This is a genomic window from Methylobacterium durans, from assembly GCF_003173715.1.
Taxonomy (GTDB): domain Bacteria; phylum Pseudomonadota; class Alphaproteobacteria; order Rhizobiales; family Beijerinckiaceae; genus Methylobacterium; species Methylobacterium durans.
In genome coordinates this window covers 4,249,890-4,265,662 of the sequence record NZ_CP029550.1, presented here as the reverse complement: position 1 = coordinate 4,265,662, position 15,773 = coordinate 4,249,890, and the positions used below count along the sequence as shown (strand labels likewise).

The 15,773-nt window shown below is 65.8% G+C and carries 17 protein-coding genes, 1 tRNA gene and 2 pseudogenes; 5 read left to right on the top strand and 15 right to left on the bottom strand.

The features are described 5' to 3' along the window. Positions 1-82 precede the first annotated feature (82 nt). Together DK389_RS19545 and DK389_RS19540 are read left to right on the top strand one after the other, a co-directional pair. Positions 83-901 (top strand): IS5 family transposase, encoded by an 819-nt coding sequence (locus DK389_RS19545; protein WP_109892009.1) that lies wholly within the window; start codon positions 83-85, stop codon positions 899-901. Positions 902-1,042: 141 nt separating this feature from the next. After that, a complete protein-coding gene (locus DK389_RS19540) occupies positions 1,043-1,315 on the top strand; it encodes a hypothetical protein (RefSeq protein ID WP_194075093.1) in 273 nt (90 codons plus the stop codon). Positions 1,316-1,847: 532 nt separating this feature from the next. On the opposite strand, the gene DK389_RS19535 is transcribed toward DK389_RS19540, so the two are convergent. Further along, positions 1,848-2,387, bottom strand: a complete 540-nt coding sequence (locus DK389_RS19535; RefSeq protein WP_109892007.1) for a hypothetical protein — start codon at positions 2,385-2,387, stop codon at positions 1,848-1,850. A gap of 98 nt (positions 2,388-2,485) precedes the next feature. Here DK389_RS19535 and DK389_RS19530 point away from each other — a divergent pair, with 98 nt between their 5' ends. Further along, entirely contained in the window at positions 2,486-3,430 is a 945-nt protein-coding gene (locus DK389_RS19530) for a pseudouridine-5'-phosphate glycosidase (protein ID WP_109892005.1), read from the top strand. Between the two features lie 644 nt (positions 3,431-4,074). On the opposite strand, the gene DK389_RS19520 is transcribed toward DK389_RS19530, so the two are convergent. From DK389_RS19520 to argC, 3 genes and pseudogenes are all read right to left on the bottom strand, one after another. Beyond that, positions 4,075-4,151, bottom strand: a tRNA-Arg gene (locus tag DK389_RS19520). Positions 4,152-4,239: 88 nt separating this feature from the next. Beyond that, a pseudogene (locus DK389_RS19515) lies at positions 4,240-4,763 on the bottom strand (Ros/MucR family transcriptional regulator). A 626-nt stretch (positions 4,764-5,389) separates the two neighbouring features. Beyond that, entirely contained in the window at positions 5,390-6,340 is a 951-nt protein-coding gene (gene argC / locus DK389_RS19510; RefSeq protein ID WP_109892003.1) for an N-acetyl-gamma-glutamyl-phosphate reductase, read from the bottom strand. 202 nt (positions 6,341-6,542) lie between these two features. On the opposite strand from argC, the gene DK389_RS19505 reads away from it, so the two are divergent. Further along, complete coding sequence (locus DK389_RS19505; RefSeq protein ID WP_109896614.1) at positions 6,543-7,055, top strand: DUF5872 domain-containing protein; 513 nt, start codon at positions 6,543-6,545, stop codon at positions 7,053-7,055. 104 nt (positions 7,056-7,159) lie between these two features. Here the strand turns inward: DK389_RS19505 and rpsI are convergent, their stop codons facing one another. The 3 genes from rpsI to DK389_RS19490 form a co-directional block, all read right to left on the bottom strand. Continuing rightward, entirely contained in the window at positions 7,160-7,642 is a 483-nt protein-coding gene (gene rpsI / locus DK389_RS19500; protein ID WP_109892001.1) for a 30S ribosomal protein S9, read from the bottom strand. A gap of 2 nt (positions 7,643-7,644) precedes the next feature. Further along, the gene (gene rplM, locus DK389_RS19495; RefSeq protein ID WP_109896612.1) at positions 7,645-8,106 is read right to left on the bottom strand and encodes a 50S ribosomal protein L13; all 462 of its coding nucleotides are present in this window, start codon (positions 8,104-8,106) and stop codon (positions 7,645-7,647) included. Positions 8,107-8,287: 181 nt separating this feature from the next. Then, on the bottom strand, positions 8,288-8,713 hold the full coding sequence (locus DK389_RS19490; protein WP_109896610.1) for a PaaI family thioesterase: 426 nt from the start codon (positions 8,711-8,713) through the stop codon (positions 8,288-8,290). A 106-nt stretch (positions 8,714-8,819) separates the two neighbouring features. On the opposite strand from DK389_RS19490, the gene DK389_RS19485 reads away from it, so the two are divergent. After that, positions 8,820-9,395, top strand: coding sequence for a CoA-binding protein (locus DK389_RS19485; protein WP_109891999.1), 576 nt, complete (start codon positions 8,820-8,822; stop codon positions 9,393-9,395). Between the two features lie 306 nt (positions 9,396-9,701). Here DK389_RS19485 and DK389_RS35695 read toward each other — a convergent pair whose 3' ends face one another. The 8 genes and pseudogenes from DK389_RS35695 to DK389_RS19450 form a co-directional block, all read right to left on the bottom strand. Next, entirely contained in the window at positions 9,702-10,016 is a 315-nt protein-coding gene (locus DK389_RS35695; RefSeq protein ID WP_418292068.1) for a zincin-like metallopeptidase domain-containing protein, read from the bottom strand. A gap of 143 nt (positions 10,017-10,159) precedes the next feature. Continuing rightward, a complete protein-coding gene (locus tag DK389_RS19480; protein ID WP_109891997.1) occupies positions 10,160-10,396 on the bottom strand; it encodes an ArdC-like ssDNA-binding domain-containing protein in 237 nt (78 codons plus the stop codon). 484 nt (positions 10,397-10,880) lie between these two features. Then, positions 10,881-11,897 carry a DUF1254 domain-containing protein gene (locus tag DK389_RS19475; protein ID WP_109896608.1) on the bottom strand — a complete coding sequence of 339 codons (1,017 nt, stop codon included), beginning with the start codon at positions 11,895-11,897 and terminating at the stop codon, positions 10,881-10,883. Between the two features lie 2 nt (positions 11,898-11,899). Beyond that, positions 11,900-13,165, bottom strand: a complete 1,266-nt coding sequence (locus DK389_RS19470) for a DUF1254 domain-containing protein (protein ID WP_335645482.1) — start codon at positions 13,163-13,165, stop codon at positions 11,900-11,902. A 176-nt stretch (positions 13,166-13,341) separates the two neighbouring features. Further along, positions 13,342-14,277 (bottom strand): HlyD family secretion protein, encoded by a 936-nt coding sequence (locus DK389_RS19465; protein WP_109891993.1) that lies wholly within the window; start codon positions 14,275-14,277, stop codon positions 13,342-13,344. Then, positions 14,274-14,513 carry a DUF3302 domain-containing protein gene (locus tag DK389_RS19460; protein ID WP_109891991.1) on the bottom strand — a complete coding sequence of 80 codons (240 nt, stop codon included), beginning with the start codon at positions 14,511-14,513 and terminating at the stop codon, positions 14,274-14,276. Before DK389_RS19460 ends, DK389_RS19465 begins: the two co-directional genes overlap by 4 nt. A 12-nt stretch (positions 14,514-14,525) precedes the next feature. Continuing rightward, a pseudogene (locus DK389_RS19455) lies at positions 14,526-15,211 on the bottom strand (DUF4344 domain-containing metallopeptidase). A 152-nt stretch (positions 15,212-15,363) separates the two neighbouring features. Further along, complete coding sequence (locus DK389_RS19450; RefSeq protein ID WP_109891989.1) at positions 15,364-15,771, bottom strand: PRC-barrel domain containing protein; 408 nt, start codon at positions 15,769-15,771, stop codon at positions 15,364-15,366. Between the last annotated feature and the right edge of the window lie 2 nt (positions 15,772-15,773).

Here is a 15,773-nt window from a genome sequence, read left to right as displayed (position 1 = left end):
CGGCGTGAGGGGCCTGCGGGGTGGGGTGAGCGACGAGCATCGCGAGCGTTGGAGAAGTGTCTGACGCTACTCCGGATCGCCGATGTGGACGCCCGCCGCCCGCGCAGAGCTTGCGCGCGAGAGCCTGCCTTACGCAACCAGCCTCAGCGACGCCGAATGGGCGGTCGTTGCCCCTCTGCTACCGGCCCCCGCCACGACGGGCCGTCCGCGCCGCTGGCCGATGCGCGTGGTGCTCGACGGCATCCTTTACGTGCTCAGGACGGGCAGCGCGTGGCGGCACCTGCCGCACGATTTCCCGCCCTGGTCGAGCGTGCATCGCTGGTTCTTGCGCCTGTCACAGGCGGGTGTGTTCGAGCGCCTCGCCCACGCCCTGACGATGGCAGACCGCGAGCGAACTGGATGCGAAGCAAGCCCCAGCGGTGCTATCCTGGATGCTCAAGCGACGCGCTCGGGCGGCGGCGGTGTCGAAGGTCCGCGCGGCTACGATCCAGCCAAGCGTGTCATCGGGCGCAAGCGTCACGCGCTCACCGATACGGATGGCCGTCTGCTGATCGCCGCCGTCTCGCCTGCCGACCTGCACGACAGTCATGGTGGCGTCGCAGTGTTGCGCGCCTCACGCCGTCTCTGGCCATTCCTGACGCATTGCTTTGCTGACCGCGCTTACAGAGGCGAGCGCGTCGGCACGGCGACCACCATCACCGTCGAGATCGTCCTGCCCGAGGAGGGACAGAAAGGCTTCGCCGTCCAGCCCCGACGCTGGGTCATCGAACGCACCTTCGGTTGGATCAGCCGCTGCCGAAGGCTGGTCCGCGATCACGAGGCCACGCCATCCTCGGCGCTCGCCTTCTTCGTCTTGGCCGCCTCCATGATCCTCGTCAGACGGCTCGCACGAGCGTTATGAAACGGGGTCTAAGGCGACCCGCAAGCGAAGCTCGATGATTGTAGATCCCAATTTTTTACTTCGGAATATTCGGTAAGTTACTGAAGTGCACCAGTCTAGTGGCCTTACCTTGGGCGCAGACATATCCCGGGACTTTCCATCATGGCCATCAAGCCCCTCTTCCGCCTGCTCGTGGCAGCCCTCAACGCTCAGTTCAACAATCTCGTCATGGCCACGGTCCTGGTCGATGTACGTGGTGCACTCGGCATCAGTCGCGATCCCAGGCTCTGGATCGGGAGCCTGTACGCGTCCGGTGTCGTGCTCGGGATGGCTCTCTCGCCGCCAGCCTGTGCCCCCGCCCATGTAGAGCTGGATTCGATCGTTCGTCACACAGGGTCGCCTGCCGCGCCTGGAAGTTTCCAGCGTCACCCGTAGACGGCGCGGAGCGTGCCGGGACGCGACACCGTCCATAGACAACGTCGGCGTCCGAGCTGAGTTGTCTCACGGTGGGAGAAGCAGCTCGTCGGCATGTCCGTACCGTTATCGAGAATGGTGCGCTGCTGGTCATAGTCCTCTCGATCCGCGTGATTTGATGAATTCAAGAGGATAGGGCCGGGCGGCTACAATCATGCGGCCGTCCAGCGTCCCTGGCCATCCCTACAGCGAGGCCGGCAGGCGCAGGTATGTCTGCTTCCAGGAAGCAGTAGGAGCATCGTGAGCGACCGAAATCGGCGGATTGTGTTGAAAAACTCCGCGGCGCGATCAAAGTCCTCTATAGCTAGTATTTGTCGCTCGATACGAACCCAGGTGTTGTAGGTTGATGTCCTCGAAAGGGGGGCAAACGGAGTTTTTCAACACAATCGGCGCAAAGCAGAAGGTCTGCTTGCCGACCGCGGACCAACTTTCACTCGCAGCACAGAGTGGGGGAACCTCATGCAGCTGACGAGAGTACGCGAACAACATAGCTTCAGGGCTTCCTCAGCAAGCCCCGCCACAGCCTCCCGAAGAGGCCGGGCTTCGCGTTCTCGGTCCCTCGCCGCGGATCGGCGGCGGGTGCCTCGTCCAAGCGTCGGGCTCCTCCGCGCCTGTAGCTTGAGGCGGCGCGCTCCGCAGGGTTGGAGGAGCGTCGTTCCGCCGGGCTCGCTGGCTGCTTGAGGTGATGCTTGTCGCTGGCCGGATCGAAGTAGGGCTGCGCCCAGGCCGCGACCTCGCGCTCCTCCACAAAGGCACGCAGTTCCTCCGCGCGCAGGCGCCAGCGGCGCTCCTGCGTCTCGGGGTTCCAAACTCGCCCATGCGCTGACACCGACAGCACCGCGCCAACTTCGATGCTGAAGGTTCGAGCAGCACCGGGCTTGAGAACAGACAGGACGGTGAAGCCGTCCGAGTGCCGCTCCATGACGCCCTGATAGACGACCTCGCGGATCGTCACGATCCGCCCGGCTTCGCCACGGCCGAGCGTGCGATAGGTCACCGCATCGAGGATGATGTGGGGCCCTGTGTAGATCACGACTGCTGCCCAGTGGAGGTTGCAGGTCTATCACAGACCTGCGGACGTTAGCTCGGGAGAAGCTATCTCATCCCGGCTGTCTCTGCGGAGCCACCGCCATGTCTCACCCGCTCATCGACCTCGCCCCGGATGTGCGCGCGGCCCTCGACACCCGCGCACCCGTCGTGGCGCTCGAATCCACGATCATCACGCACGGCATGCCCTATCCGCAGAACGTCGAGACGGCGCGCGACGTCGAAGCCGTGGTGCGCGACAACGGGGCGGTGCCCGCCACCATCGCGGTTATCGACGGCCGCATCCGCGTCGGCCTGCCCGACGACCTCCTGGACTGGCTCGGCACGGCGACGGACATCCTGAAGCTGAGCCGGGCCGATCTGCCCTACGCCGTCGCGAGCAGGCGTCACGGGTCCACGACGGTCGCGGCGACCATGATCTGCGCGCAACTGGCTGGCATCCGCGTGTTCGCCACGGGCGGCATCGGGGGCGTCCACCGCGGCGTCGAGGCGACGCTCGATATCTCGGCAGACCTCGACGAGCTCGCCCGCACGCCCGTGGTGGTCGTCTGCGCCGGCGCCAAGGCGATCCTCGATCTACCCCGCACCCTGGAGTACCTGGAGACGCGCGGTGTCCCTGTCGTGAGCTACGGCACCGATCGCTTCCCCGCCTTCTGGAGCCGCGACAGCGGGCTGCCGTCGCCGCTTCGGCGCGACACGCCGGAAGATGTCGCCGAGTTGGTGAGGACCAAGGAGGCGCTGAGCTTGGGCGGCGGGCTCCTCGTGGCGAACCCAATGCCGCCGGCCGACGAGATCCCCGCGGCGGAGATCGCCGGGCTGATCGAGGCCGTCCTAGCGCAGGCTACTGCGGCCGGGATCACCGGCAAGGCGGTGACGCCCTTCCTGCTCTCCCGCATCCTCGCACTGACAGGCGGCCGCAGCCTCTCCACCAACATCGCCCTCGTGAAGAACAACGCGGCGCTCGCGGCCCACCTCGCTGTGGCGCTTCAGGTATCGACCGGACCTCCTCCGGATCACGCTGCGGCATGACCCGCAGAACCGCGGGTGCGCCTCATCTCCACGATGTGGCGCGAAGCAGAAGCGCACGCAGCCACAGGGTTGCAGTCACTTCTCTGATTTCCCCCTTCAGTTGCTCGGAGCGATTGCAGCCTCGAGCCGAGCGCGAAACCGTGAGTGTGCCTCTTGGAGCAACCTGACACGCCGAGTTGCCAACCCGGGTTCGTCCGCGTCGGCAGCTATCAGGGCACGAACGCTGCCGTGCAGGTCATCGGCCGCGGCATCGAGGCCGGGATTTCGCTCTAGAAGTCCGAGCACGTCGATCAGGTTGTCGCGCATGTTCTCAGCCTCAGCCGAGGGATCGCCACCCTAACTGATGCTGCTGACAGATTGCTCGATGCCCTCTATGCGCTCCTTCAGCATCTCGGCCTGCAAGGCTGGGGCCATAGAGCCCTCGGGCTGAGCGCTTTGCCTACGCCATTAACGGCTTCGTTGTGCCGCCAAGCTCGCGAACCTTGGCGCCAGAATGTGTTGCGCCTGTGTTGCATGGAGCTGCCGGCCCTCGATCGTAACTCGTTGTAAAATCAGGGATTGTGCTGCGTCGTGTTGTCAGCCCCTTCGCGGCGGCTTTACACAGGAAAAAGCCCGCTAAGCCATTGACCGAGCGGGCTAATTCATGGCGACCCCGGTAGGGCTCGAACCTACGACCTGCCGCTTAGAAGGCGGCTGCTCTATCCAGCTGAGCTACGGGGCCTCGGCCGGGGATCCTCTATCAGAGGCGGGAGGGCGGGGCGAGTCGTTCTCGATCGCCCCCAGCCGAGAGCCGCGGCGGTAGGATGCCGTCAAGCATCCTTCTTTCGACGAGCGGGGCGCCGCTTCTTCTCGGCCTCATCGGCGGCCTCCTCGGGGCATCAGCCTGGACGACCTCCTCAGGGGCCGCCTTTGCCACGTTCTTGCGGCGTTGCTGGCCGAGGCCGAGGGCGCGGGCCAGCTCGGAGCGCTGCTCCGAGTAGCTCTGCGAGGTCATCGGATAATCGGGCGCGAGACCCCACTTGGCGCGGTATTGTTCCGGCGTCAGCCCGCGCAAGGTCAGGTGCCGCCGCAGGGTCTTGTACTGCTTCCCGTCCTCGAAGCTCACCAGATATTCCGGCGTGATCGAGCGGCGGATTTCCTGGGGCGTGGCCTTCTGAGGGCTGGCATCAGCACTCACGCTGCCGTTTCCGGACACCGTGCGGATCGCCTCGTGTACGTCGCTGAGAAGTTTCGGCAGCTCAGCGCTCTGTACATGATTGTTGCTGACGTAGGCTGAGACGATGTCTGCCGCGAGGGTGATGAGGTGGCCCTTATCGGTGTCAGTTTCGTTCATGATCGTTGTGCCGTATTACGGTGCGTTGATGATATTCTGAACCGTAAGCTCAGCAACGGAAATCGGCAAGATGTTTTGGCCGCGATAACGTCACCAAAAGGTCGATAAATGTGGATGGTTCGTCCGTTTTGCAGGAGGGGTGCGGTCTAAGACCGCGCGGGTCGGGTCTTCCTGCGGCTTTTCCCGCGCATTGGGCCATTGAATCTGCGCGATTTCTGCCCACGACAACGCTGGGCAAGGTCTTATCAGGATTGCGCAAAAACTGTTCAGAGCCAGCCCGGGCCCACGATCGATTCTTCGCGTCGGAACACGACAGCGCGAAGCTCGCCATCTGCATCGAGGCAGCGCGCGGATCGGTTCGACAGACTGACCGGCATGCCTTTTCTAACGGCATCTGCGCAGTCGACTTGTCCGAGCAAGCGACGCGTCGGTGCGCGGGAGCGTCCTGACCGTGCCATCGCGCGCATCCTGCCCGCGCGGGTCTTCGTATTGATTCGCGAGATTTGCTCTGGCGCGGCGGCCTGTCGCGGCGCGCGCGAACGCATGAGCACTCGCGGCGGCAACCGGATCGAGCCGGATGTTCGTCCGGAGGTCGCCGTTCGCGAGCGACGGGATTGCTGCCGGGCTCAGTCGAGCCCGAGCATCAGGCCGATATTCTGCACGGCCGCGCCGGACGCGCCCTTGCCCAGGTTGTCGAGGCGGGCGACGAGGACGGCCTGCCCGTGCTCGTCCGAGCCGAACACGCGCAATTCCAGGTGGTCGGTGTCGTTGAGGTCTTCCGCCTCCAGCCGCTCGCGATGCGCGCCCGTGGTCGCGCCTTCGACCACCGTGACGAGCTCCTGACCGGCATACCAGTCGCGAAGCGCCGCTTCGAGGTCGCCCGCGCCTGGCGCGCCGGGGAGGTCGTGCAGGTGGAGCGGGATGCTCACCAGCATGCCCTGGCGGAAATTGGCCACCGAGGGGATGAAGATCGGGCGGCGGGTGAGACCGCTGTAGGTTTGCGTCTCCGGCACATGCTTGTGCGCGAAGCCGAGCCCGTAGAGCTGGAAGGGTGGGGATGAGCCGCTCTCATAGGACTCGATCATGCTCTTGCCGCCGCCGCTGTAGCCGCTCACCGCGTTGATGCTGACGGGAAAGTCGGCCGGGATCAGGCTCCCGGAGACGAGCGGGCGAAGCAGTGCGATGGCGCCGGTCGGGTAGCAGCCGGGATTGGCGACCCGGCGGCTCGCACGGATCGCATCGGCCTGTTCCCGCGCCAGTTCGGCGAAACCGTAGACCCAACCCGGGCTGACCCGGTGCGCGGTGCTCGCGTCGAGGATCCGCGGACCTCCGCCTGCCAAGCCGTCGGCGAGCGCCACAGTCTCGCGGGCCGCCTCGTCGGGCAGGCAGAGCACTACGAGGTCTACCTCGCTCAGAAGCGCGCGCTTGGCGCCGACGTCCTTCCGGCTCTCGTACGGGAGGCTGCGCAGTTCCACGCGCCCGTCGCGCTCCAGCCGCTCGCGGATGCCGAGGCCGGTCGTGCCGGCCTCGCCGTCGATGAATACCCTGGGTATGTCCCAGCTCGTCCGGTCCGCCATCGCCTGTCGCCTCCGTGCGCGCCGCTGGTGCACCGCGAGGTGGAGGGCGGCGGCGCGCGAGTCAATGATGCCGGACGAACCTGACGGCGCTTTGAGGATCCGGCCTCGTCCACAGACTGTCCCGATGCCGCGGGTGATCGATCGGAACCGCTCCGCCTGCCTCCGGTTGACCGCCCAATCGTGCACGTACGGAGGTCAGACGATGTCGGGAACTGCCGAGAAGACCGATCCGAAGCTTTGGGACAAGGTCAAGACGCGTGTCACCCAATCCGCGAAGGGTGGCAGGCCCGGGCAATGGTCCGCCCGCAAGGCACAGATGGCGACCGCGGAATACAAGAAGGAGGGCGGCGGCTACGCCGGCAAGAAGAGCGACGACAACCATCTGAAGCAGTGGACGGACGAGGAATGGGGGACGAAGTCCGGCGAGACGAGTGCCGCCACCGGCGAGCGCTACCTGCCGAAGAGGGCCCGCAAGGCGGTGTCCGATGCCGAGTACAAGCGCTCCTCGGACAAGAAGCGGTCGGATACCGCGAAGGGCAAGCAGTTTTCGAAGCAGCCGAAGGACGTGGCCCGGAAAGCGGCCGCCGCCCGCAAGGGTGGCGCTGATGGATCGAGCGCGACGAAGGCCGAACTGATGAGGAAGGCGCGGGCGAAGAACATCCCCGGCCGCTCGAAGATGTCGAAGGGCGAGCTGGAGCGCGCGCTCCACGCATGAGCCAGATCGCGTCGGTGCCGGGGCAGGGTGTGACGGAGGCCACAAACAGAGAGGGCGGACCCTCGCGGATCCGCCCTGTTCGCTTGACCTGAGAGGTCGAGACCTCAGCGCTTCGAGAACTGGAAGCTGCGGCGAGCCTTCTTGCGGCCGTACTTCTTGCGCTCCACGACGCGGGAATCGCGGGTGAGGAAGCCCTCCCGCTTCAGCGGCGAGCGCAGCTCCGGCTCGTAGTAGGTCAGAGCCTTCGAGAGGCCGTGGCGCACGGCGCCCGCCTGGCCCGAGAGGCCGCCACCCGCCACCGTGACGGTGATGTCGTACTGGTCGACGCGGTTGGCCACCTGGAGGGGTTGGCGCAGGATCATGCGCAGCACCGGCCGGGCGAAATAGGTGTCGACCGGGCGGCTGTTGATGACGATCTTGCCGGAACCCGGCTTGATCCAGACGCGGGCGACCGCGTCCTTGCGCTTGCCTGTGGCGTAGGCGCGGCCCTGGGCGTCCAGCTTCTGGACGTGGACCGGAGCGTCACCCTGGGCATCCGAGGCGGTGTTCGCCCGGTTGAGGTCGGCGAGGGACTGAAGGGTCGCCATGATCAAGCGCTCACGTTCTTGCGGTTGAGGGCGCCGACGTCGAGCGCCTGCGGCTGCTGGGCATCGTGCGGGTGCTCTGTGCCCTTGTAGACCCGCAGGTTACCCATGATCTGGCGGAACAGCGGACCGCGCGGGAGCATGCGCTCCACGGCCTTCTCGACGACGCGCTCGGGGAAGCGGCCCTCAAGGATGAACTTGGCCGAGCGCTCCTTGATGCCGCCCGGATAGCCGGTGTGGTGGTAGTAAACCTTCTGGTTGTACTTCCGCCCGGTGAACTTCACCTTCTCGGCGTTGATGACGATGACGTTGTCGCCGCAATCGACGTGGGGCGTGTAGGCGGCCTTGTGCTTGCCGCGCAGGCGCATCGCGACGATGGAGGCGAGCCGGCCGACGACCAAGCCCTCCGCATCGATCACGACCCACTTCTTGTCGACGTCGGCGGGCTTCAGCGAAGTTGTTTTCATGGCCGAACCCGTGACTTGGGGTGTGACGTGGGGTGTCTCGAAAACGAGAGCCGCCGCGTTCGGTGGAACGCAGCGGCGTACGGCGGCTTCCATACGGGGCGAGCCGCGCCAGGTCAAGACACGTTCCGTGCGCCGGAAGGCGAAAAACCTGATATTTTGGAGACGTTTCCCCGATATGGTATTATGATACCGCGGAGCCCGGCGGGATCGAGTAGGTTCCGGTGGCGTGGCAGACGAGATCGTCGGACGCGGGCGGCGTGATGAGCACCTCGCCGACGGCGAGCCGCCGCCCGAGCTTCAGGAGCCGCGCCTCCGCCACCAGGCCGGTGGTGCCGGGCCTGCGCAGGAAGTTGAAGCTCAGGTTCGTGGTCACGGCGAGGCCGACCGGACCGATCTGCGCCAGGATCGCCGCGTAGAGCGCGAGATCGGCGAGCGCCATCATGGACGGGCCCGAGATGGTTCCGCCGGGGCGCAGGTGCCGTTCGTGATGGTCCATTCGCATGCGGGCGGAGAGCGGCCCCACCGCCTCGAGGTGGAAGGTGCGTCCCCCGTGATGCATCTGCGGGAACTCGCTCTCGAGGAAGGCCAGGACGTCGGCCAGGCTCATGCGAGGCGCGCGGCCCCGTTCGTCGCGCGTGTCTGACATCGCCCCCTCGGGTGCCCGTTCTCCGGCTGCCTTGCAGCACGCGCGCGGATGGCGGACAAGTCCCGCCATGATCCCGACTCACGACGCGCGTCCCGACGGCCTGCCGACCCGTCACGACAGATACCCCGACGCGCTGATCCGCCGGCTCCTTCGCGAGACGCGTTCGATCGCTCTCGTCGGCGCCTCGGCCAATCCGGCACGCCCCAGCTGGATCGTGCTCAAGTACCTGCTCGACCGGGGCTACGACGTCGTGCCGGTCAATCCGGGCCTTGCCGGACAGGAACTCCTCGGGCGTCCGGTCGCGGCCTCGCTCAGCGCGCTCGGACGCCGGGTCGACATGGTCGAGATCTTCCGCAATTCGGCGGCGGCGGGGCCGCTGGTCGACGAAGCTCTGGCGCTGCCGGAACCTCCGCGCGTGATCTGGATGCAACTCGGCGTGCGCAACGATGCCGCGGCCTCGCTGGCCGAGTCGCGCGGGATCACGGTCGTCATGAACCGCTGCCCCAAGATCGAGTACGGCCGCCTGTCGGGCGAGATCGGCTGGACGGGCGTCAACTCGCGCATCATCAGCGCGAAGAAGCCGGTCTTGGCGCGCGGAGGCGTTCAGAAGCTGACGATCGAGAGCCGGGGCGGCAGATCCTGAGGATCATCCATGCCGCACTCGCCGATCTGATGGGTCTGGAAAATTGGGCCGCCGCAGAGATCGCTCTGTGACATCGACGGCTCGAATGGTGGGCGCGACAGGGATCGAACCTGTGACCCCTACCATGTCAACTTAGTTCCCCTGGCCCAAGGCCTTCTAATCATTGAGGAACGGCTCGCCAGCTCCTCGACCAAATCGCGAATTGTTCCGTGGTTGTTCACGGGGAACAGGTTCGCCGAACCAGAGAGAACTACTTACGCCGTCGCGGCTAGCGGCTAGGCTGATTGGCGTCTCGGCGATCTCGGGCTAGAGCGCAGCAGCGCCTTTTGACACCGCCTCCGACGAGAAGCGGGCGTCGATCATGCGGTTACTCAAACTTTTAGTGTCCTCACGGAGGATATGGAGCCAAGCCTGCAAGTAGCAGGCGTGAGTCGGGTGTGGCTCGGCCGCCCAGCCCATTTTGGCCATCAGGAAGGCGAACCCGAGCTCTGTGACGAGCTCCTCCGCGGTGTTGGCCCGAGGCTTGAACCGGCTTGAGAGACCTCGGTCAGGCTGGTCGGGTGCCCGCTCTAGTGGGTCAGCACGTGCGCCAGGGTGCTCGCGTAGCCGTGTGCGGTTCAGAAGGCTGCTCGGGGCGGCATCACGATCCGGTCCTGCGCCGACTGGAAGAAGGCAGCCGCGCCCCCGTAGGGGATGGCGACACCGGGGCGCTCGACGAAGCCGTCGAACACTTCGGGCAGGGTCTATGCGCTGGCGGGCATGGACTACCCGACCTCGGGCACGCTCTCAACTTGCGCGGCATTGAAGGCGTAGCTCGCCTTCGCCACGCACCCGAGCTTGTCGTCCTCGCTCTCTTCGCCGAATTCCGTGAAAATGACCACTAGGGTGGAGCGCTCACCGCGGCGGACGTAGGCGCTTAGCTCGCCCCAATGCTTGTTGGTCGCCCAACTGCTGTCGGAGAACCAGTTCGCCCGTGCGCCATTCCAGAGGTAGTGGTCCAAATCTGACGCTTGTTACCCTCTGACGAGGATCTGCTGCCGACCTTCTGGTGCGTTCATGAAGTCTGCCTACCGACAGTCTGATTGACCTGAAACGACCGAACCTGGCCGATTGTGTTGAAAAACTCCGCGGCGCGATCAAAGTCCTCTATAGCTAGTATTTGTCGCTCGATACGAACCCAGGTGTTGTAGGTTGATGTCCTCGAAAGGGGGGCAAACGGAGTTTTTCAACACAATCGGCCGAGAGCGGCCTGTCCGCTTTGAGGGTCAAACTGTGGGTAACCGGACGTTCTTCGAGGCTCAGGTGGAGGCCTCAAAGGCACCCTTCTGGACCTTCCGCCTTGCTGGGTCGGGTGTCAGATTGGGAGGGAAAAGCGGACCTGACAGCGGGAGCCACATCATCAGGATATCGTGTCCCAATTAACGGGCCTGCGGCACCCAGCGCGAACCGCCGCGATACAGTACAGATCCGCACCGGGACCCCGCGTCAGTTCACGGGCTGGGCCTCAGGAAAGCTCCACGAACCGCCTAGGACCTCCGCTCGTGGTCGGTAGAGGCGCACCATGTAGTTCCAGCCCGGCATGATCGGCAGGCAGTTCGGAACCTTCCCGTCGCAGCCTCCAAACCGGACGTCGACGAACCCATCCTCGCCCTTCTTCGCGGTCAGGTTGTTGAGAGAGTAGGCGTTGTACGGGTTGGCTTGGTAGTAGCCTTCGGCGTCGTAGAGGCTGATCGACCAGAAGCCGTCGACGGGCACGGCGCCTGCCTCCAGCACGTAATTCGTCGTCCCATCGTTCCTGGGCGGCACCACGTTGAGGTAGATGGCATCGCGTGGCGCGTTCGCCCCCCAGGCTGAGGCGGCGCCGATCAGGTGCTGGACCGGGTCGACCTCGTCCTTCGAGCCGAAGGCGCGTCGCGTGTCGGTAACCGTGCTGGCGAGGACGAGCAGGGCGTCGCGCACCTTCTTCTGGCTCGCCGGATCCCAGTTCGGAGCCTCGAACTTGCCGGGCCCCCCCGGCTGCGAGACCTTGATCGCGTCTTGGAGCGCGTGAACCCGTTTCAGATCGCCGGGGTCGTTCGGATCGACCAAGGTTCGAACGCCCACGAGCGCGTAACGCGTGCCTGCCTTGGCCTTGTCGACGACATGCGGTCCGGCACCGTACTCGGTCGTCGTGTAGTGATCCTCGGTAATGACCTGCAGCGACATAAAGCGCTGCTCCACCTCGGGCAGGTCGATGGTCACCGGCCCGGCGTCGAGATCGAAAACCGCTGTCGAATACAGCGTGTCACGGTTACCGCGGATGACCGATTGGTGAGCGATGGGCATTAGCTCTCGGATGTGATGGAATTTCGCGAGGCCGTCTCCGCGCACCCTGTTGTTGAAGTACATGTGCGTCTCGGCGCGCACGAAGTTGTCGGGCGTGACCGGCACGGCGCCCTGCGCGAGCGCGAACACCGGCATCATCAGAAAACCGAAGCAGGCATAAGCTCGTAGGCTGCTCATCGTCATTGACCTCGCTGCTCCGCGACTTGCTCGATGTCCGGCAAACTCCACGTCTTCTCGAACAGGGGCTTCCGCGGGCCGTAGAAGCGGAAGATGACCTCCCATCGTTCTCCGGACCGGGTCGGTACCCAGTTCGTTTCCTTGCCGGCGGGGGCCTCCGGCCCGAACAGGATGTCGACCGAGCCGTCGGCGTTGGTCTCGAGCCCTGGGCTGTTTGAGCCGCGGCTCGACCATTTCTGGTCACGGATGAGCCCGTGCGTATCCCGGTCGTAGACCGTCGCAGACCAGTAGAGCGAGACGGGTGCCTTGGCCGGGACCGTCAGCCTGTAGCTGCTCCCGCCATCGAAGGCTTTGCCATCCTTGTCCCGGATGGTGACGAGGTAGAACTGGCCTGAGCCGAGATGCTTAATGCTGGAGAACGCGAACGAGAAGAACGTGCCGCGGTCGTCGACCGGATAGGTGCCGGGCTTGCTGAAAAGGTTAGACAATCCTTCGCTGAGGTCATGCGGCACAGGCAGGGCCCACTGCCTGCCCTCATAGAAAGGCGGCGTGAAAAGCGCCTCGTATCTTTGTTCGAGCAAGGCCTGGGCCTCGCCGGCCGCCTGCTCCAGGATCTTCCTCGTTTCGGGGCTGGGCTCGAACGGCTTACCCCGGTCGATGCCGATCGACTTGAGCTGGTCGATCATCGCCTTGTCGCGGTCGAGCCAGGGTTCCCGCTGAACGAAGCGGTCGAGCGCCTCGAAGAAGCGCAGGTCGTAAGGGATCGTGCTGTCGTACACCGTGCCGACCGCGTCGACGAAGGTCGTCGTCGGCGGATCGCTTGCCAGGGAAAGCGGGTAGAGCTTGACCTGCCTGGCGTAGGCGACCGCCTTCGCGACGTCCGCCTCGCTGCCGCTGCCGACGTTGGAGCGGAGCAGCGCGTAGGCCATGCGCGTGTCGGATGCGAGCCGGATGTACCCCTCGGGGATGGTTCCGGCATAACCGGGCGGGAGGATGAGGTACTTGCCGCCCTTGCCCTTATCCACGCCGGCCGGCCCGACATCGTCGAGGGCCGCCTGCCAAGCGTCCATGACCGTCCCGGTGATCTCGCCCCCGCTGGCCGGTGGGATTTCGAGCACCATCGGGTCGGTCCCCTTCGTGTCGATGAAGGGCATCAGGTAGACGGTGCTGGGGTTCGGGGTCAGCGTTTGGTTCTTCCAGTCGGGAATGCCGGACCAGTAGACGATCTGGTTCTCCTCCCCTCCTGCCTTCCGCATCGCCTGGAACATGCGGTCGAAGTTCACGGCCGGCATGCCCCAGATCACTGCCTCGACCGCGCGTCGGTGGATCGAACGCGCCGTGAGGTTCGGTGGTGAAGTCTCCTGTGCGATCGTCGGGGTTGCGGCGGCGATCAGAGCGAGCATTCCGACAACCATCCTCTTCATCGCACTCCCTCCAATCTTGCTCAGAACGGGTTGACGTAATTGAGGATGGCTGCCTGCCGCAGGACCACCTTGCGGACGACATGCGCCACCTGGACTCGCTCGGTGTAGATCGCGGCCGTGCCAATGCTGCCTGCTGGGAGGCGGCGGGCCACCTCCGGGTCGTCGAGCGTGAACCGGACCACGAACGGTGCAGACAGGACCTCGGGCGGCGCGACTGCCAGACCGCCGGGCTGTGCCTGCCCCGTCGCGATGGCTTGGAGCACCGCTTGGACACGTCCAGTGTGAATCGTGCCAGGATAAGCCTTGAACGTGACCTCGACGGGCTGGCCGGGCTCGATGAAGCGTGCGTAGATTTGCGGGATCTCCGCGCCGAAAAGGGTGTCGGCGCTGTCGATGAAGGCCATTACGGGCGTCTGGGCGGTGACCCGCGCCCCCTTGCGTAGCGCGAGGTTGGTCACGTAGCCGGCGGTCGGGGCCCGCACGGTCGTCTTGTCGAGGTTCCACTTCGCGCCTTCGAGTTGAGCGCGCAGCTGGTCGGCCTCGGCCTGGCGCTGCTCGACGTCGAAGGCCCGACCGGTTCCGCGGGCCTGCAGCTGGGACATCTCGCCGAGCCGGGTTTCCGCGAGCTTGAGCTGGGCCTCGATGGCCTCGACCTGCGCCTTGTAGGGCACGGGATCGATGCGGAAGAGGACGTCGCCGGCTTTCAGCTGCGCGTTGGCGGCGACGGGCACGTCGATGACCTCGCCGGCGACGGAGGGCACGATCTGCACCGAGTTGCGGATGACTGCCGCCGGGCCCGAGGGCGCCCCCCAGCCCATCGGAATGAACAGTCCGATCAGGAGGACGATGAGGACGAGCGCCGGCGAGAGCTTCCAGAACAGGTTGAAGGGGATGAACCGGAGCCAGACGAACAGCACCAAGAGCGCGAGGTAGCTGTTGAAGAGGAAGACGATCATGGCTTCGTCTCCCGGCGGGCCGGAGCGTCGACGTAGGCCCAGGTCAGGATGAGCGGCCAGAACACAAAGCCGCAGATTAGGGTGGCCCAGCTCCCGACTGCGACGGCTTGTGCCCAGGGATGCCCGCGGCGGCGGGCGATGCGGCCGGGCATCGCCCCAAGCGCGACGAAGGCCGCCACGAGCGTCAGGGCGGCAACAACGAGGACGATCCAGGCGAAGAGGTCGATGAAAGCCATCGTGGGGCCGCATTACTTGAAGGCGGAGCGGAAGGCGCGCCTCAGCCGCTCGCCGCCGGCGGGGCGCACGCGCAGGTGCGGGCCGATCAGCTTGCGGAAGGCGAAGGCGACTTGGTCGTACTCCTCGCCACAGCCCTCCGCCCGCTCCTTCGGCAGGTAGTCCTTGGCCACGATGGCGCGGTAACGCCGGCGGTCCGAGCCGTAGGCCATGCAGGCCAGGTTGTAGAAGCGCTGCCAAGACAGGCCGTGCACGTCGGCGAAGGCGCCCTTGTCGACCGGCTCGTCCTTGGCAGCCGTCGCGAAGTAATAGCCGCCGCCGGCCACCACCGTTCGGGCGTCGGCAGGCGAGAGATGGAGCAGGATCAGCGAGGCGATCTGGTCGGCCGCGTCCTCCTCGCGCCCCAGGATGGGCACGTCGAGGAGGTCGAACAGGGCGTGGCTGCTCTCGTGCAGCAGGATCTGGAAGACCGGACCCCGGATCGCCTCCTGGCGCGTGACGCCGGCCGGCGACTTGGTTTGGGGGCGGCCCGCACAACGCTGTCGAGTAGCTCGTAGCAGACCGTGACGCTCTGATTTTCGGGCGCGTACCAGGCGTTGAGCTCGCCGGCGCATTCCTTGAGCCGGTAGGTTAGCCGGGTTGGCAGGCGGACCAAACCGACGATGGCCCCGACGCGCTCCAAGACCCGGCGGTCCCGCATCTCCCGGTAGATCTCGCGATAGGCGGCCTTCTTCGGCAGGTCGTAGACGGCCCGGATTCGACCGGCGTCGGCCGCGCCCTTCCCCGCAGCGCTCCCGATGGGCACGATGGAGGCGGCGAGGGCAAGGAGGGCAAGGCAGGCTCGGGCGTTCATCAGCGTGCGCTCGCGCCGGGAACGTCCAGCCGGTCCATGGAGAGGACGGAAGCCCGGTCGTCCTTCGCGACAAGGCGTCCATTCCGCTTTGCCAGGCGGTAGAATGGGAGGGCGATCTGCCCGCTTCCCATCAGGCGCCGCACGCGGACGATCGCGGCCTCGTGCATGCCGTCCGGCGTGGTGCGCACGTCCAAGATGCGCCCGACGGCATGGCCGTCCGAGCTGTAGACCGTTCGGTTCAGCCCGATCCGCCGGAGCTCGTCGGCCATGATCTGGTAGTAGGCATTGTCCCATCCGTCGAAGGGGTTCGGCGGCGTCGGGGTCTGCGCCCTGGCCGAACCCACGGCCAGGGCGGCTACCAGGCAGAGGAGCGCGCGCTTGGCTGGGGCAGGACTGCGAGCGGCCATCC

Bases quoted from the DNA above. Each gene is read 5' to 3' on its own strand.
- DK389_RS19530 (WP_109892005.1), top strand. From the start codon at position 2,486: ATGTCTCACCCGCTCATCGACCTCGCCCCGGATGTGCGCGCGGCCCTC.
- rplM (WP_109896612.1), bottom strand. From the start codon at position 8,106: ATGAAAACAACTTCGCTGAAGCCCGCCGACGTCGACAAGAAGTGGGTC.
- DK389_RS19475 (WP_109896608.1), bottom strand. From the start codon at position 11,897: ATGAGCAGCCTACGAGCTTATGCCTGCTTCGGTTTTCTGATGATGCCG.
- DK389_RS19450 (WP_109891989.1), bottom strand. From the start codon at position 15,771: ATGGCCGCTCGCAGTCCTGCCCCAGCCAAGCGCGCGCTCCTCTGCCTG.
- DK389_RS19465 (WP_109891993.1), bottom strand. From the start codon at position 14,277: ATGATCGTCTTCCTCTTCAACAGCTACCTCGCGCTCTTGGTGCTGTTC.
- DK389_RS19540 (WP_194075093.1), top strand. From the start codon at position 1,043: ATGGCCATCAAGCCCCTCTTCCGCCTGCTCGTGGCAGCCCTCAACGCT.
- DK389_RS19545 (WP_109892009.1), top strand. From the start codon at position 83: ATGTGGACGCCCGCCGCCCGCGCAGAGCTTGCGCGCGAGAGCCTGCCT.
- DK389_RS19460 (WP_109891991.1), bottom strand. From the start codon at position 14,513: ATGGCTTTCATCGACCTCTTCGCCTGGATCGTCCTCGTTGTTGCCGCC.
- DK389_RS19485 (WP_109891999.1), top strand. From the start codon at position 8,820: ATGATCCCGACTCACGACGCGCGTCCCGACGGCCTGCCGACCCGTCAC.
- rpsI (WP_109892001.1), bottom strand. From the start codon at position 7,642: ATGGCGACCCTTCAGTCCCTCGCCGACCTCAACCGGGCGAACACCGCC.
- DK389_RS19505 (WP_109896614.1), top strand. From the start codon at position 6,543: ATGTCGGGAACTGCCGAGAAGACCGATCCGAAGCTTTGGGACAAGGTC.
- DK389_RS19470 (WP_335645482.1), bottom strand. From the start codon at position 13,165: ATGTTCCAGGCGATGCGGAAGGCAGGAGGGGAGGAGAACCAGATCGTC.
- DK389_RS19490 (WP_109896610.1), bottom strand. From the start codon at position 8,713: ATGAGCCTGGCCGACGTCCTGGCCTTCCTCGAGAGCGAGTTCCCGCAG.
- argC (WP_109892003.1), bottom strand. From the start codon at position 6,340: ATGGCGGACCGGACGAGCTGGGACATACCCAGGGTATTCATCGACGGC.